Source organism: Paenibacillus sp. J31R109, from assembly GCF_059692055.1.
Map to the genome: position 1 here is coordinate 374,006 of NZ_JCAUAR010000001.1, position 15,921 is coordinate 389,926.

The following is a 15,921-nucleotide window of genomic DNA, read 5'->3' on the forward strand; positions in this document are numbered from 1 at the left end:
GCTATAGCTTATGACCCTATACTGGATTACGCCTATTCTCAGTTATTCGCCGCTTGTCCTAGGCGCAGAGCGAATCATGTGTCAGCCAGATGCCGAATTTGAAGCATTTCGTCAGCTTGCTGGCCGGCAACACCCCAGATTACTTGCGATGTTCAAATCCAGTTTGCTGCTGAGCGATGAGGAAGAAATGTGTGGGTCAGAGCTCGTAGAATTAGATTTAACGCATGAAGGAGATATTGTGTTTGATGGCGAACCTTTTCATCTTTCACATTGCGCAGAAGCCTTTCTGGACCGTTTATTGAATAAGACAGAGACTAAGGCTTTGGTCAAGACGATGGATGAACAAAAGGAAGTTTGCTATGAAATGCACGAAGGTTGGATAAGGCAGTGGCTGACATGGATGGATGCAGGGTATGATATCGTTCTACTAAGAGAGGATGGACGCTTTCGATGAAACTAGGGGATGCTTTTTTCAATTGGTTGCAAATGCATATTGTGTCGGAGGCTCGTCCTTCAGATGAAGCGGCGAAAGAAACGTTGGATTTTTTCGCACTTATTTTAGTTGAAGATCATGGGATTAGTAAGCTAGAAGTACTGTCAATTGAGGATTCGATGAAAGTTTGGATTGGCTACGAACAAGAAGGGGAATATCATAAACATTGTTTCGATCGCGAGAGTGTGGAAAAGCTGTTAGCTGATATTAACTCGAATCCGATTTACAATCAGTAGTAATTTAACGCTGTGAATGACAAAATGATTTACGGACATATCTTTAATAAATCAACGTACACTAAAGTATATCTGGGCAATAAAGGAGTGCCCGCTTAATTGAAAATAGATACATAATGGTGGAACGCTTGGCACTCGCTATGCTATACTGTAAGTGTAAGGAGCGTTTTCAACCACCTAGTAGGAGGCGCAAACGATATGGCTGAACTTCAAACAGCTGCACCGATGCAATGGATAGATAGCGCCCACATGATCATTCAAGCTGAATATGCGAAAGCTTGTGAGAGCCGAGATGCCGTTTTCCCCCTCGGTCAAGTTTTTGATGCGATAAAAAAAGCCTAGATCTGCGTATGCAGTCAGGCTTTTTGTCATCTTCAGTGATTTAACGGGTTGGAACCTGTGGGCTATTCCCATTAGGGCCTGCATTATCGATATCCGGATCATTGCGAATATCACGGGGCAGTTGAGGCATTACACGACCAACAATATCAGCCATTTGTTCTGCAAAGCCTGTGATCGGTCTTCCTGCTTGAATGTTATCCCTGATGTTGCGCAAGCGTTGATCTAGATCCATATCCGCAGTGACGATCGCATTCACGCCGTAAGGATCCTTCTTCAGAGCCTCCGCAACCGAGTATTTCACGGTTCCGACTTTGGCGCGATCAAGCTCCTTCTTAATGTTAATGCCGACGACTGCTGTATTGCCAAAGACCACGCAATGAGCGCTTTCGACTTGAGGGATACCCAATGCTAGGTTTTCCAAATGCGCTGCAACTGCCTTAGAATCTTTGATTTCAAGCTTTTGCGGCGCAATTTGTTGAACTTTTACTTGTCTTTGATTCGTATCTTGAGAGGGGGCACCACTTTTCGGCGCTTGACTGCAGCCTACCGCGAGGATCAATATCAGTCCGTATACGTATATTAGTCTCACCAGAATCGTTCCCTTCTTTCCTTGAATCTCGCGTTTAGTTTGTCCTGTACGGTTAGGTTGTATGTACGAATATAACCAATGATCTAACGCCAAATCTGGGAGGGGACACACCAATGAAAAAAATTTACGTGTTAGATACCAATGTACTGCTTCAGGACCCTAATGCTTTATTCGCATTTGAAGATAATGAAGTGGTCATACCCGCCGTGGTGTTGGAAGAAATCGATTCTAAGAAACGAAATGCGGATGAAATCGGTCGCAATGCTAGACATGTTTCGAGGTTGCTAGACGGATTAAGAGCCAAAGGTAATTTATCCGATGGCATCACACTTGGACATGGCGGCAGCATTAAAGTGGAACTCAATCATCGCAGCTTTGCGAAGCTGCAAGATACATTTGCTGAATTAACCAACGATAATCGCATTCTAGCGGTTGCCTTGAACTACCATCTGGAAGAGCAAGAGAATGACGAGGCTCGACCCGTTGTTATCGTTAGTAAGGATACATTGGTCCGAATTAAGGCGGATGTACTTGGTATTCCGGCACAGGATTACTTAACAGATCGGATTGTAGCTCAAACCGACATGTACACCGGCTATATCACACTTTTTGTACATCCTTCCATCATTGATGAATTTTATTCGTATCGCTTCTTGACCGTTACTTCACTCAATCTAAGCTATATGCTGCATCCTCACGAATTTGTGATTCTGCGTGATGAGCTCGGTTCTTCCAAGTCTGCATTGCTCAAAGTTACGCCAGATGCCAAAAAGCTTGAGCCGCTTTATATGAGTAATGATCCCATCTGGGGAATTGCCGCGCGGAATGCGCAGCAGCGAATGGCTCTTGAGCTTCTGCTCAATGACGATATCCCGCTCGTCACCCTAACTGGGAAAGCGGGTACAGGTAAAACGCTGCTTACGTTAGCTGCGGGGCTCATGAAAATTGAGGATGATCGTAAGTACAAGAAGTTGCTGATTGCTCGTCCGGTCGTCCCGATGGGCAAGGATATTGGTTACCTGCCTGGTGAAAAAGATGAAAAGCTGCGCCCTTGGATGCAGCCGATCTATGATAATTTGGAATACTTGTTTGATACCAAAAAACCAGGTGATATTGAGAAAATACTAGCTGGTCTAGGCAGTATTCAAGTAGAGGCGTTAACTTATATCCGTGGCCGGTCTATTCCTGGGCAATTTATTATCATTGATGAAGCACAGAATCTTTCTAAGCACGAAGTGAAAACCATCGTATCACGCGTTGGAGAGGGCAGTAAAATCGTTCTCCTGGGGGATCCGGATCAAATTGATCATCCTTACCTAGACGCTTCGAGTAATGGGCTTACGTATGTGGTAGAACGCTTTAAACAGGAAGGGATTAGTGGACATATCACGCTTGAGCGCGGCGAACGCTCGCATCTGGCCCAATTGGCTGCTGATCTGCTATAAAATAAGAAAAGCCCACATCTGCTGATGTGGGCTTTTTGCTGTGTTAGCGCAATATTTCTATGCTGCAGCGATAAGCTTTGGCAATACCATGCATGAGCTCTTCGAGCTGTCGATCAACCACGTAGACATCGTGATCTCCGTCCTTATACTGCGCGATGAGGTGCTCTTCAACCTGGCGTGCAGCTTGATCCACTTCCGCAGACGGGCTGTTGGCAGTGAGCCGAAAAGGGATCACGATTTTATCATACAAATAGTTGCGCTCAGCGCGGCTTGTAAAACCGTAGTCACTAAATAGATCTGTCAATTCTGCTTCATCATGAAGCAAACGCAAGTCCATTAGCGTTGTTTCAATGTTGAATTGTGCCATTACCGCAAGAACGGCGCGTTGTTGCTCTTCGTTACTAACAATCAGTAATTCTTTATCGCGATCGAATAATTCGACCTTACCCGCGAGTGCTTTTACGATTTGGGCATAGAAGCCAGGTATTTTTCCGTCAGGCAGATCCATCATCAGACCTATTTTGAAATCCATTTTGTTATTCCTCACTTTTCCATGCATTATCTCCACTAGTCTACAGAGATAATTTAAGTTTCACAACTGCCACGCCTTTTTTGGTCTCGACACTAAGGACGTCGAGGAAGCTGGCCACTTTTTTCGGAATAAAGCCCAGTTGGAATTCTTTCGTAAAGTCTTCGATGGTGGTGTCTGGTAGCTTGAATTCATTGAATTCTAAATCATCGACGACGAATCGAACTTCATTCATTCCATCTGCGGTGGTAAGCAGAGTGAAGTTGCCGGAGATCGCAATCTGCAATCCGCCTTTTTTGCCTGTTGCCACCATAGATCCATCGTTGAATTCAAAATTCAGCGATTGCAGCAGCTCGCTTTTAGAGTGAAGATAGGCATTGAAATCTGCATCCGTCAGGCTGATGATAGGTGTTTTGGAAGTGAAATTAATATATTTGGTGTCTTTCATTAGGAATTGCGGCAAATCATGGAACGCCATAGATAAATGGTCCAAGTAGTCCCTCGCCAAAGGCAAGCCTTCTTGCTTCCATTGATCATTTAAACTCTTAATTTGGCTCGCTATGACCTGAGCTTGCGCACTGACAGCTAATTGTTTGTCCAACTCTTCTTGAAGCTTAACGAGTCTTTCACGCTGCTGTAGAAATTTCTCTTTGGTAACTTGCAGCTCTGTCCGAGAATTGGCTAGTTCCGTTTGCAGCTTAGTGAGCTGCTCAAATGAGTCCGTGAACTTCGCGAGTGAGCGATGGTCATTCGTAATAATCATTTGTAAATATTCGAACATGCGCAAGACATCAGTGAAAGAATTGGCCGCGAAGAGCAGCATCCAGATCGAATCACGATCGCCTGTATAGTAAGCTCTTAATACTTTACCTGCATGCTTACGAGTCGACTCAACGTTACCGCTCTGTTTCACGATATCTTGTTCGTTCTGTTTGATTTGATCACCAATTTTGGCATCCTGATCGTTAAGCCGAGCAACTTCTTTATCAATCTCAAAAATAGTTAGACCTTTCTGGAGCAACTCTTTGGCTTCGTCTTGTGGAGACTTCGTTTCTTCAGCCAAAGCGGCTCTGTAAGGCAATGTGAGTAGTGTAAGCAAAACAATGGATAACAGCAGCGCTGTGAGTTTCTTAGCATTCATTGATGGTATTCTCCCCCTATGAATAGATTATCATATTTCTATTAAATGAAGCACAAAAAAATACTTACCTTTGGGGAAAGGTAAGTATTAGACCTTATTCCTATTTTTTAGATGAAGGTGTTAACAGCTTGAGAATATCATCAAAACTCTTTACTTTAGAAGGAATTTCTTTGGTTAGAGGTGCATTTTGATTGATCGCATCAAAGGTTTGATGAAGTTCAATATGATTATCGAGGGCTTTACCGTCTAACGTCACAGTGAATGTAATATCCAGTGCCTGATCACGAATAAAACCTTGATCATCAATCGCAATCTTCATGCTGCTTGGCGCTTTGAGTGCAAGGGAGGCTGCGCCATTTTTCTTGAGTGCATCTGCTTTATCCCCTGAAATGAGGCCATTCGTTTGTAAAGTGCCTATGAAATCCGGTAGTTTGGCTTGAAATTGTGTGTTGATATCTTTGACATTTTTCGTCGTCAGCTCAACTTGAATTGATTTTGCTGAAGTGCCGTCAGCTAGTTTGATGGGATCTTTAGCTTGCTTGAACCATTTGGCATCCATACCTTCAAAGATTAATTTTGTAAGTGCCGTTGTAACTTGAGGCGTATTTTTTAAAGTGTCCGCTTTAAGTGGACTGGCTGTTGTTCCGTTCATTTTTTGCAAATCAATCGCGTAAAACTCATCTGCGGTCTTATTTAAGGCTGGCATATTAAAATACAATTTGCTATCTTTAATGAGAATTGGCAAATCGATAGGGGATGTAGAGCCCTTTGGTGTTATACGTAAGTCTGTTTGATATTGGAGTGGATCTAGCTGGCTGATGCCCTTCCACGTAATCGTGCTCTCTCTGATCAAAGATAGCAAACCGTTAGTAAGCGGGTTAGCTGATTTCATTAAACCATCAGAAATAGCGAGAGTTGTACTTCCCTCAAACGTATAAGATTTCATTTCTGATTGTTTGTTAACGGATTGTTGAAACGCTTCTTTAACTTGTGTGTTATCCGTACATGCAGTCAACGAGACTAGGCTAATTGCTGTTATTGCTGTTAAGGTCATCCATTTCTTAGTCATGCTGGGCTGTCTCTCCTTCCATAATCCTTTATCATTATAAGGGTTTCCTATTCATTTGTCTGTAAGTAAAGAACTGGGGGGTTAGTCATTGTGAATCAACTAGGTCACACAGGTGTTATAGCAGCTTTAAAAGAGCGAATTAATTCAACGATGAATCAACGAATTACTTTTCGAGACTATATGGAAATATGCTTATATCAGGATCCTGGCGGTTATTACCGTAAAGAACAAATAAAAATAGGGAAGCAAGGGGATTTCTATACGAGCTCTTCCATTGGCACTATCATGGGGGAAATGGTTGCTGCCTTCCTATTAAAACAACTTCATGGTGAGTCTGGTCAGTCATCATGTATTGAAGTGGTGGAATGGGGCGGCGGAAATGGACGTATGGCCCTCCATGTCCTGAATGAATTACGAAAATCTAACCCTGATATCTATAACCGAGTCACGTATACCCTAATTGAATCGAGCGCTTTCCACCGCCATTTGCAAAGAGAAATGCTGATCGAACATGTGGAACGAATTCGTTTTATGGAAGAAGCGGCATGGTTAAGTGAGGGTCCGGCAGAAACGGTCTATGTTTTAGCCAATGAACTGCTGGATGCATTTCCGATTCACCGTATTCAATACAAGGACCAAGCATTTCTAGAATCCTACGTTCGCTGGCAGGAGGAAGAACCGAATTTTCAAGAAATCTGGTTGCCTCTTGAGTCAGGACGCATATTAGACTACTTGAACACGTTAGAAGTTCAATGGCAAGAAGGGCAGATTAGTGAAATAAATCTAGAGGCCGTAGATTGGTATGATCGACTTGCAGGACGAATCGTAAGCGGCTGCGTTATTGCTATTGATTATGGAGACGTAGCAGAGGAGTTATATGCCTCTCATCGGCATCAGGGGACATTGATGTGCTATCGTAACCATGAAGCGCATGGTAACCCCTTCATCAACCAAGGTGAGCAGGATATCACAGCTCATGTCAATTTTAGTTTATGTCAAGCTGCCGCGGTTTCCAGTGGATTTGAACCCTACCTGCTGCAGACGCAGCGTCAGTTCTTAGTGGAACAGGGCATTTTGGAACAGCTGCAAAATCATTTCGATCCGAATCCCTTTAGCGAAGTATCGAAAAGGAATCGTTCGATTCGACAATTGCTGCTTAGCGACGGAATGAGTGAATTGTTTAAAGTGTTTATCGCAATTAAAAAAGGTGAATCGGCATAAATGCCGATTCACCTTTTCGTTTGTCGTTTGTCTTAGATGGACATTTTGAAAAATGACCAATACGTAAAACCGCTGAAAGAGATAATCATATATCCCCAGAACAACAATATGTAGGTACGTTCTGACAAGCGCATATAGCCTAGAATGACGAATACGGCAGTTTGAAAAAAGAAAATCAGAGACATAGGTATCATATCGCCAGCTAAGCTCATTAGTGCGATAACAAGTGTCCAAAAACCTAGAACCCGAAACATGCGATCCATTCTCGTTACATCCCCCTCTCGTACCACGTTGCACTTTAACTACAACACATTATACCGTTTGATCCAAGTGGTGTAAACCGTCAAACGGTGACGAAATTCAAAACATTTCATCATATAGTCGTAGTATTCCTTTTTATACGAATCCCATGTATGAGTGTCAAAAAATTTGGCAATACCATTTAGTATCAAATAGATTCTATGAACTCTAGTACGGGCATAGAAATAGTAATAATGGCAACGAATCAATTAATACCTGTCTGACTAATTGATTCTTCTTTATGATGTATCCGCGGGTAGGAGAGAATTTGATCAGGGAATCGAAGCTCCCAAAAAGGAGAGACTTTGCTCTCCGACCAAAGATCCCTATAATTTGTTAGGAGGTTTGGCCTTATGTCGGCAATAAGACAAGATGCATGGAGCGATGAAGACGACTTAATTTTAGCGGAGTTGACATTACGTCATATCCGAGAAGGAAGTACACAATTATCTGCGTTTGAAGAAGTTGGGGAGCGCATTGGACGTACTGCGGCTGCATGTGGGTTTCGTTGGAACAGCTTTGTTAGAAAGAAGTATGAAGCAGCAATTCAAATTGCAAAAGCGCAACGTCAGAAGCGTACGCAAATGAAAAAGCACGCACCTGTTTCCATTTCAGGATCATCTTCAATTGGTTTACTTGATAGTCCAGAAGTATCCACGGGTAAAAATGAAGTATTTACAGAAGAAACGCTCTCTATAGATGCGGTAATTCGTTTCTTGCGGCAATGGCGCAGCACCTATCAGGATATGAATCGTCATATTAAAACGTTAGAAAAAGAACTGCAGGATAAAGAGGACGAACTCGATAGACTTGGCAGAGAAAATAATAAGTTAAATAAACAAGTAAATGAAGTTGAAACCGATTATCGCGTTGTGAATGATGATTATAAAGCGCTTATTCAAATTATGGATCGTGCTCGGAAAATGGCCTTTTTAGTTGAAGAAGAGGAAGAAGAGAAGCCGCGATTCAAAATGGATGCCAACGGTAATTTGGAAAGAGTAGAGTAAGTGAAGCAAAGCCGCCGATCAAGGGGAACCTTGGTATGTGGCTTTTTTGCTGTATAATAAGGATACATGAAACAAAGGGTGGTTATGGCATGCATATAATGGTTGTTGGAGCGGGCTCGCTAGGGCTTCTTTTTGCCGCTAAACTTGCGCCTCAATGTTCGCAGTTAACGCTGGTAACTAGGACTACGGAACAAGCCAGGGAATTGGCTGAACAAGGGATTAAGTTAGAGGGGGAAGCGTCGCAAACAGCGAATTCCACGAAATCAATCGTATGTAGCAGCTATCTCGAGGAAACAAGGGAGGACATCATCCCGAATGAGCGGCAAGTCGATTATATATTTCTGATGGTGAAACAAACTGCGATTACAGATGAACTTGTCACCTATCTTCGTCATCAAATGACGGAACAGACCTATCTCGTTTGTTTTCAAAATGGGATTGGACATGAACAAAAACTAAGCCAAGCTATCGCCTACGATAAGCTATTATTTGCCGTTACAACTGAGGGGGCCAAACGAAGTGGGCTTAATTCGGTCCGTCATACAGGGCGGGGAATCACCTATTTTGGAGTTATAGAATCAAATAAGCAGCTTACTCCAAATAACCAACATATTTTTTTCGTGCAGATGTTGAAGTCAGCAGGATTTCGCGCAGAATTGTCGAACAACATGGAAGTCAGAATTTGGAGCAAATTGGTCATCAATGTTGTCATCAACCCGCTAACTGCCATTCTACGTGTACCTAATGGTGATTTGCTTCGTTCTGAATGGAGTCGTTCCCTCATGCTAGATCTATATGATGAAGCGCTCAAATTGACGAATCTCAAGAGGATTGCGCTGCCAGATAAGCTCTGGGACACAATTCTAACGGTGTGTGAAGAGACGAAGACGAATCATTCTTCCATGTTGCAGGATATTGAAGCTGCGCGACAGACGGAAATTGATTATTTAAATGGTAGATTTGTAAAGATGGCTGAAGAATGGGGTCTGGTGCTCCCCGCGCATGACATGGTGTATAGAATGATTAAAGCGATAGAAAATTAAGAGGTGACTCTTCTTGCTGAATGGATTCGTTAGTCTATTATCTACCTTATATGCAGTGCTGGCTGTGGCGCCATATCTAACATTCGCTCTATTCTGGTTTATCATCTTTCTAATTCTCAAGGATAAGAAGATGACCACGAGGTTTACTATGGATATTACAACCTTGTTTCTATTAGGATCTGTGTCCTTAATGTGGAACAAGCTTTTTCATACGCAATTTGGCTTCTGGTTAATTGTTCTTATCTTGTTAATTGCCTTTGGTATTATTGGAGGTTATCAAAATCACTTGAAAGGGGAGACTAATTTAATCAAAGTAGGCAGGCTTGTATGGCGCCTTAGCTTTGTAGGATTATCGGCCCTTTACATTCTGCTGTTTATTGTGCATATCGGCAAAAACTACCTTTTTTCGACATAGTTCATATAGAATGGAATTGGATTTACCTATCATTGGATGTTTTGGGGAATAAATTAGTGTTTCTTTGTAATATTTCTTTGAGATTTGTAGAAAATAACAAACAAAATCGTCTAGATTTTATTGACCGATGGTTGTATAATTAAAAACCGTGAGAGTAAATTTTTTTACTAGTTATTTAGTCGCAGGTAAATTAATTGTGGACAAACTCATTGTATATGTTATAATTCCTTGCGTAGACTCTAGTAATTTTTTTTACCAGAGGTCTAAGTGATGTAACATAACATTAAAGAAGCGGTTTCATTGGTCTCCGGGTTAAAGGTGTAAGGTTTATGTGAATAAAGCTGACAAAACACCTAACCATAGATGTCTAGACATACATATTTTAAAGGAGGAGTTTATATGAAAGCGACAAAATGGGTTACTACAGCAGTGGCATTAACGCTTATGGGTAGCGTAGCAGTAGGTTGTGGCAAAAGTGAAGAAACACCAGCGGTATCTCCAACAGATGGTACTAAAGGTACAACTGCTCCAGCTTCTAACAAACCTCAAGAAATTAAAATCAATTTCTCTGCTGAGCCTCCGATTATGGACAGCTCCAAAGCAACTGCAAATGCTGCTTTTACTTTTATTAGCGCATTTAACGAAGGTCTATACCGTACAGATAAAGACGGTAAAGCAGTAGCAGGTCTTGCAAAAGATATGCCTAAAATCTCTCCTGATGGTCTTACGTACACGATCGACATTCGCGATAACGCGAACTGGTCTGATGGACAACCAGTAAAAGCGCAAGATTTCATTTATTCTTTCAAACGTACATTAGATCCTGCTACAAAAGGGCAATATAGCTTCGTAGTAGCTTGGATTAAAGGTGGAGAAGCTGTTACTAAAGCGAAAACTCCTGAAGATGTTAAAAAAGCACAAGATGCACTTGGCGTTAAAGCAATCAGCGACAAGCAAATTGAGATTAAACTAGAAAAACCAGTTGCCTTCTTTACGCAAATGCTTGCGTTCGGTACTTTCTTGCCACAACGTGAAGATTTCGTAACTAAAGCTGGCGACAAATATGGCGCAGAAGCTGACAAAGTTATTGGTGCTGGTCCGTTCATTTTGAGCAAATGGGATCATGGCCAAACACTTGAGCTTGTGAAAAACGAAAAATATTGGGATGCTGCTAATGTGAAATTAACAAAAGCAACGATCAATATTGTTAAAGACACAAATACAGGACTTAACCTATATGAAACAGACGCGGCTGATTTGACTGAAATCAACCGTGACCAATTAACTTTGTACAAAGGTAAACCAGACAACCTGCCTAAACCAGAGTTGACGAACTCATACCTTATGTATCAAGTGAAAAAACAACCAGCTCTTGCTAACAAAAAGATCCGTCAAGCGCTTGGTATGGCAATCGATCGTCAAGCTTATGTAGATACAGTACTTGCTAATGGTTCCGTAGCTTCCACTGGTCTAGTACCAGGTGGTACTTCTGACGGTGCTGGCGGCGAATTCCGTAAAACAGCTGGCGACACACAACCGAAGTTTGATGCTGCCAAAGCAAAAACTTTGCTTGCTGAAGGTTTGGCTGAGCTTGGTCTAAAAGAACTTCCGAAAATGAAAGTGAACGCGGATGATACGGAAACTGCGAAAAAATCACTTGAGTTTATCCTTGCACAATGGAAACAAAACCTTAACTACGTAGCTGAAGCGAACCCAGTTCCTCACGCATTGCGTATCGAGCTTTCCTCCAAAAAAGATTTCGACATCGTTCTTTCCCTATGGGGCGCAGATTACAACGATCCAATGACGTTCTTGGATATGTGGGTAACTGGCGGCGAGTTTGACGAAGGCGACTACAGCAACCCTGAGTACGATAAACTTGTAAAAGGTGCTCAAACAGAAACAGACGTTACAAAACGTGCTAAAGCTTTGGTAGATGCTGAGAAAATCCTTATGGATGATCAAGGTGTAGCGCCATTGTACTTCCGTACACGTGCTTACTTGAAAAAACCAACAATTAACGGTTTGATTCTTCCTTCGTTTGGACAAGAGTGGGAATTGAAATGGGCATCCGTTGGTAAGTAATCTTCATGTAGTTTAAGCAGAAGGGGCCGTTCGCACCTCGTGGGAGCGGCCCCTTCTAAGTTTCTTGTTTTATATTTTAATAAAGGAGGAGCAATATGATTAAGTTCATTCTTCGCCGTTTCCTATATGCGCTTATTACATTATGGCTAATTGCAACATTCACGTTCGTCTTGATGAAAAATTTGCCAGGTAATCCTTTAGGAGAAGGCGCTGAGAAGATCCCGAAAGCTACGAGAGATATGTTGTTGAAGCAATATGGTCTTGATAAGCCGTTGTGGCAACAGTACCTAACATTCATGAACAATATCATTCATGGCGATCTAGGAGCTTCCTTTCAATTCCCAGCTCACAAAGTAACAGATATTATCAAACAAGCTTTCCCTTCATCCTTAGAACTTGGATTAATTTCAATTGCAATCGCAATTGTTGTTGGTTTGACTTTAGGGATTATTGCGGCCTTGAAACATAACAAAGCCGGCGATTACACAGCGATGTTCATTGCGATTTTGGGTGTTTCCATTCCATCTTTCGTGCTTGGACCGATGCTTTCTTATTATGTTGGTGTTAAGTGGGGAATTCTTCCTGCAGGTCTTTGGAAAGGTCCAGAGTACAAGGTTTTACCAGCGATTGCGTTGTCATTCGGTACAATTGCGATTTTGGCTCGTTTAATGAGAACGTCTATGTTAGATGTTTTGAATCAAGACTATATTAAAACTGCGAAATCAAAAGGTTTATCAACGATAACAGTTGTAGTTAAGCATACAATTCGTAACGCGATATTACCGGTTATTACGATAATTGGCCCAATATTTGTAAACGTCATCACAGGTACGTTAGTTGTTGAACAAATTTTTAGTGTGCCAGGTTTAGGGAAACACTTTGTATCATCGGTATACTCGAATGATTATACGATGATTTCTGGATTAACTATCTTTTACTCAGCAATTTTGATTGTCGTTATCTTTATTACTGACGTTGTATATGGCTTAGTAGACCCTAGAATTCGTCTTGGGAAAGGCGGGAAATAGTTCATGCAAACTCCAAATGAATCAACAGAGACTAACTTCAAGTTTGCTCCCGTTTCAAATAAATCTCTAACTAGTGAAGTTATTGTACGACCTTCACTTAATTATTGGCAGGACGCATGGAGACGACTTAGGAAAAATAGACTGGCTATGGCTGGCTTAATTATATTGGTAACTTTAATCGTACTTTCGATTATCGTTCCATTTGTTTCGAGCTACGATTATCAGACTCAAAATTTGAAGCTTAAAAATGCGGTGCCGAGCGGTTCGCACTTCTTTGGAACAGATGACTTCGGTCGTGATGTTTGGACACGTGTATGGTGGGGTACTCGTATCTCCCTATTTATTGGTATTACAGCTGCATTAATTGATTTAGTCGTTGGTGTTATTTACGGAGGTATCTCTGCTTATTACGGCGGAAAAGTCGATGAAGTTATGCAACGCTCCATTGAGATTGTTTATGCGATTCCGTTCTTGTTGATTGCCATTCTATTGATCATGGTTATCGGCTCTGGGGTTTCGTCGATTATTATCGCCTACAGTATTACGGGGTGGGTACCGATGGCCCGACTAGTTCGTGGACAAATGTTGACGCTCAAGGAGCAAGAATTCGTACTTGCTTCACGTACATTGGGAGCTTCTCCCATGAGAATTATTATGCGTAGCTTGATCCCGAATGCACTTGGTATAATTATCGTACAGATCACATTCGTTGTGCCATCTGCGATCTTTACTGAAGCATTCTTGAGTTTCATCGGTCTAGGAGTAAAGCCACCTCTGGCATCGCTAGGTAACTTACTGTCAGATGGTGCTAACTATATTCGGTTATATCCGCATCGCCTTATTTTCCCGACGATTATCTTCAGCTTGATCTTGTTGAGCTTCAATCTTCTCGGCGATGGGCTTCGTGATGCGCTAGATCCAAAAATGCGCAAGTAAGAAGGGGTGAATAATGATGAGCACCAAAGACAATTTACTAGAAGTGAAAGATTTGCGAGTTTCATTCCAGACTTATGCGGGTGAAGTTCAAGCTGTTCGCGGCGTATCTTTTTCTTTGAAAAAAGGTGAAGTGTTGGCGATTGTAGGTGAATCCGGCTGCGGTAAATCCGTAACGGCACAAACGCTCATGCGTTTAATTCCTACTCCGCCTAGTTATATAAAAAGCGGTTCTATCATGTTTGACGGAAAAGTGGACATTACCAAACTATCCAACAGACAGATGGAGAAAATTCGTGGCTCCGAAATGGGTATGATTTTCCAGGATCCAATGACTTCATTGAATCCGACGATGAAAATCGGCGATCAAATCACGGAAGGTTTGATCAAGCACGAAGGTTTGAGTAAAAGCGCAGCTAGAGAAAAAGCGATTGAAATTCTCAAGCTCGTTGGTATCAACTCGCCTGAAGGGCGTATTCATCAATATCCACATGAACTTTCTGGTGGTATGCGTCAACGTATTATGATCGCGATTGCTCTTGCTTGTTCGCCTAAGCTTCTTATTGCTGATGAGCCTACAACGGCGCTAGACGTTACGATCCAAGCGCAAATTATTGATCTAATGAAGACGATCTCGGAAAAAACGGACTCTTCTATTATATTAATTACGCATGACCTAGGTGTTGTTGCCGATATGGCAGACCGCGTTGTGGTTATGTATGCAGGCAAAATTATTGAACAGGGCACCGTAGATGAAATTTTCTACGAGCCACAGCATCCGTATACGTGGGGTTTACTTCGTTCAGTGCCGCGGTTGGATACGAACACGAATGAAGAGCTTGTACCGATTCCTGGTACACCGCCAGATTTGTTCGCTCCGCCTAAAGGGTGTGCATTCGCAGCGAGATGTCCATATGCGATGAATCACTGTCTGGAAGAAGATCCAGCTCATTCTGTGTTGTCTGATACGCATTCAGCAGCTTGCTGGTTGCTTCACCCTGACGCACCGAAGGTTGAACGTCCTGTAGGAGTGGGAGGTAGCAGTCATGTCTAAGTCAGCGGCTAAGTCTGATCAACCGATATTGCAAATTCGCAATATGAAGAAGCACTTTAATCTTGGAAACGGCAAGATTTTGAAAGCCGTAGACAATTTTTCAATAGAAATTAAACGCGGTGAAACATTTGGTTTAGTAGGGGAGTCCGGTTGTGGGAAATCCACAGCAGGAAGAACGATTATTAAACTTTATGACGCAACAGACGGCGAAGTCATTTTCGATGGTGAAGATGTTCATAAGCTGACTGGGAAAAAGCTGAAGGAATTTAATCGGAATATGCAAATGGTATTCCAAGATCCTTACGCATCCTTGAACCCGCGTATGACCGTTGGGAATATCATTGCTGAAGGTATTGATATTCACGGTTTATATAAAGGCGCGAAACGTAAAGAACGCGTGATGGAATTGCTTCGAGCAGTCGGCTTGAACGATGAGCATGCTAGTCGTTTCCCGCATGAGTTCTCCGGTGGTCAACGTCAACGTATTGGGATTGCCCGTGCGCTTGCGATTGAACCGAAGTTCATTATTGCCGATGAGCCAATCTCCGCATTGGACGTTTCCGTACAAGCACAAGTCGTTAACCTTTTCAAAAGATTGCAAAAAGAAATGGGCTTAACTTACCTATTTATCGCACATGATTTGGCGATGGTTAAGCATATCTCTGATCGAATTGGAGTTATGTATTTGGGAAGCCTTGTAGAGGTGACAACGTCTGACGCACTCTATGCGAAGCCGTTACATCCGTATACACAATCACTGCTTTCGGCGATTCCGATCCCGGATCCAGAAATTGAACGTACGCGCGAGCGTATTATTCTTCAAGGCGATGTACCGAGTCCGCTCAACCCGCCAAGTGGTTGTCCGTTCCGTACACGTTGTCCGCAAGCGATGGCGAAGTGTGCAGATTCCATGCCGCCTAGTAAAGAAGTGGAACCAAACCACTTTGTTGCTTGTCATTTATACTAATTCGCTTAGCCGTCCCGATTGGGG

Annotated in this window: 18 protein-coding genes; 13 read left to right on the forward strand and 5 right to left on the reverse strand. The window is 42.4% G+C overall.

Going from position 1 to position 15,921, the window contains the following annotated elements; all coding sequences use genetic code 11:
• The first annotated feature begins 10 nt into the window (after positions 1 to 10).
• The 3 genes from AC58QT_RS01560 (at position 11) to AC58QT_RS01570 (ending at position 1,071) form a co-directional block, all read left to right on the forward strand.
• Positions 11 to 454: a hypothetical protein gene (locus AC58QT_RS01560; protein ID WP_497407431.1), complete on the forward strand. Its 444-nt coding sequence runs from the start codon at positions 11 to 13 to the stop codon at positions 452 to 454.
• Positions 451 to 729, forward strand: a complete 279-nt coding sequence (locus AC58QT_RS01565; protein ID WP_497407432.1) for a hypothetical protein — start codon at positions 451 to 453, stop codon at positions 727 to 729. The genes AC58QT_RS01560 and AC58QT_RS01565 overlap by 4 nt, the downstream gene beginning before the upstream one ends.
• A gap of 198 nt (positions 730 to 927) precedes the next feature.
• A complete protein-coding gene (locus AC58QT_RS01570; protein ID WP_497407433.1) occupies positions 928 to 1,071 on the forward strand; it encodes a hypothetical protein in 144 nt (47 codons plus the stop codon).
• 40 nt (positions 1,072 to 1,111) lie between these two features.
• On the opposite strand, the gene AC58QT_RS01575 is transcribed toward AC58QT_RS01570, so the two are convergent.
• Positions 1,112 to 1,660, reverse strand: coding sequence for a YhcN/YlaJ family sporulation lipoprotein (locus AC58QT_RS01575; protein WP_497407434.1), 549 nt, complete (start codon positions 1,658 to 1,660; stop codon positions 1,112 to 1,114).
• Between the two features lie 113 nt (positions 1,661 to 1,773).
• On the opposite strand from AC58QT_RS01575, the gene AC58QT_RS01580 reads away from it, so the two are divergent.
• On the forward strand, positions 1,774 to 3,105 hold the full coding sequence (locus tag AC58QT_RS01580; protein WP_310226975.1) for a PhoH family protein: 1,332 nt from the start codon (positions 1,774 to 1,776) through the stop codon (positions 3,103 to 3,105).
• Between the two features lie 43 nt (positions 3,106 to 3,148).
• On the opposite strand, the gene AC58QT_RS01585 is transcribed toward AC58QT_RS01580, so the two are convergent.
• From AC58QT_RS01585 to AC58QT_RS01595, 3 genes are all read right to left on the reverse strand, one after another.
• Positions 3,149 to 3,637, reverse strand: a complete 489-nt coding sequence (locus AC58QT_RS01585) for a hypothetical protein (RefSeq protein ID WP_497407435.1) — start codon at positions 3,635 to 3,637, stop codon at positions 3,149 to 3,151.
• Between the two features lie 40 nt (positions 3,638 to 3,677).
• On the reverse strand, positions 3,678 to 4,775 hold the full coding sequence (locus AC58QT_RS01590) for a hypothetical protein (RefSeq protein WP_497407436.1): 1,098 nt from the start codon (positions 4,773 to 4,775) through the stop codon (positions 3,678 to 3,680).
• Between the two features lie 100 nt (positions 4,776 to 4,875).
• Positions 4,876 to 5,844: a hypothetical protein gene (locus AC58QT_RS01595; RefSeq protein ID WP_497407437.1), complete on the reverse strand. Its 969-nt coding sequence runs from the start codon at positions 5,842 to 5,844 to the stop codon at positions 4,876 to 4,878.
• Positions 5,845 to 5,934: 90 nt separating this feature from the next.
• On the opposite strand from AC58QT_RS01595, the gene AC58QT_RS01600 reads away from it, so the two are divergent.
• On the forward strand, positions 5,935 to 7,065 hold the full coding sequence (locus AC58QT_RS01600) for a class I SAM-dependent methyltransferase (RefSeq protein ID WP_497407438.1): 1,131 nt from the start codon (positions 5,935 to 5,937) through the stop codon (positions 7,063 to 7,065).
• A gap of 32 nt (positions 7,066 to 7,097) precedes the next feature.
• Here the strand turns inward: AC58QT_RS01600 and AC58QT_RS01605 are convergent, their stop codons facing one another.
• On the reverse strand, positions 7,098 to 7,328 hold the full coding sequence (locus AC58QT_RS01605) for a DUF2626 domain-containing protein (protein WP_028558057.1): 231 nt from the start codon (positions 7,326 to 7,328) through the stop codon (positions 7,098 to 7,100).
• Positions 7,329 to 7,718: 390 nt separating this feature from the next.
• On the opposite strand from AC58QT_RS01605, the gene AC58QT_RS01610 reads away from it, so the two are divergent.
• From AC58QT_RS01610 to AC58QT_RS01645, 8 genes are all read left to right on the forward strand, one after another.
• Positions 7,719 to 8,372 carry an RsfA family transcriptional regulator gene (locus AC58QT_RS01610; protein ID WP_310226983.1) on the forward strand — a complete coding sequence of 218 codons (654 nt, stop codon included), beginning with the start codon at positions 7,719 to 7,721 and terminating at the stop codon, positions 8,370 to 8,372.
• A gap of 89 nt (positions 8,373 to 8,461) precedes the next feature.
• On the forward strand, positions 8,462 to 9,415 hold the full coding sequence (locus AC58QT_RS01615) for a ketopantoate reductase family protein (RefSeq protein ID WP_497407439.1): 954 nt from the start codon (positions 8,462 to 8,464) through the stop codon (positions 9,413 to 9,415).
• A gap of 13 nt (positions 9,416 to 9,428) precedes the next feature.
• Positions 9,429 to 9,830 carry a DUF3397 family protein gene (locus AC58QT_RS01620; protein ID WP_497407440.1) on the forward strand — a complete coding sequence of 134 codons (402 nt, stop codon included), beginning with the start codon at positions 9,429 to 9,431 and terminating at the stop codon, positions 9,828 to 9,830.
• 399 nt (positions 9,831 to 10,229) lie between these two features.
• Positions 10,230 to 11,915 carry a peptide ABC transporter substrate-binding protein gene (locus AC58QT_RS01625; RefSeq protein WP_497407441.1) on the forward strand — a complete coding sequence of 562 codons (1,686 nt, stop codon included), beginning with the start codon at positions 10,230 to 10,232 and terminating at the stop codon, positions 11,913 to 11,915.
• Positions 11,916 to 12,010: 95 nt separating this feature from the next.
• Positions 12,011 to 12,943 carry an ABC transporter permease gene (locus AC58QT_RS01630; protein ID WP_310226990.1) on the forward strand — a complete coding sequence of 311 codons (933 nt, stop codon included), beginning with the start codon at positions 12,011 to 12,013 and terminating at the stop codon, positions 12,941 to 12,943.
• 3 nt (positions 12,944 to 12,946) lie between these two features.
• Positions 12,947 to 13,879, forward strand: a complete 933-nt coding sequence (locus AC58QT_RS01635; protein WP_497407442.1) for an ABC transporter permease — start codon at positions 12,947 to 12,949, stop codon at positions 13,877 to 13,879.
• 13 nt (positions 13,880 to 13,892) lie between these two features.
• Entirely contained in the window at positions 13,893 to 14,930 is a 1,038-nt protein-coding gene (locus tag AC58QT_RS01640; protein WP_497287746.1) for an ABC transporter ATP-binding protein, read from the forward strand.
• Positions 14,923 to 15,897, forward strand: a complete 975-nt coding sequence (locus AC58QT_RS01645; RefSeq protein ID WP_310226995.1) for an ABC transporter ATP-binding protein — start codon at positions 14,923 to 14,925, stop codon at positions 15,895 to 15,897. Before AC58QT_RS01640 ends, AC58QT_RS01645 begins: the two co-directional genes overlap by 8 nt.
• Positions 15,898 to 15,921: the final 24 nt, after the last annotated feature.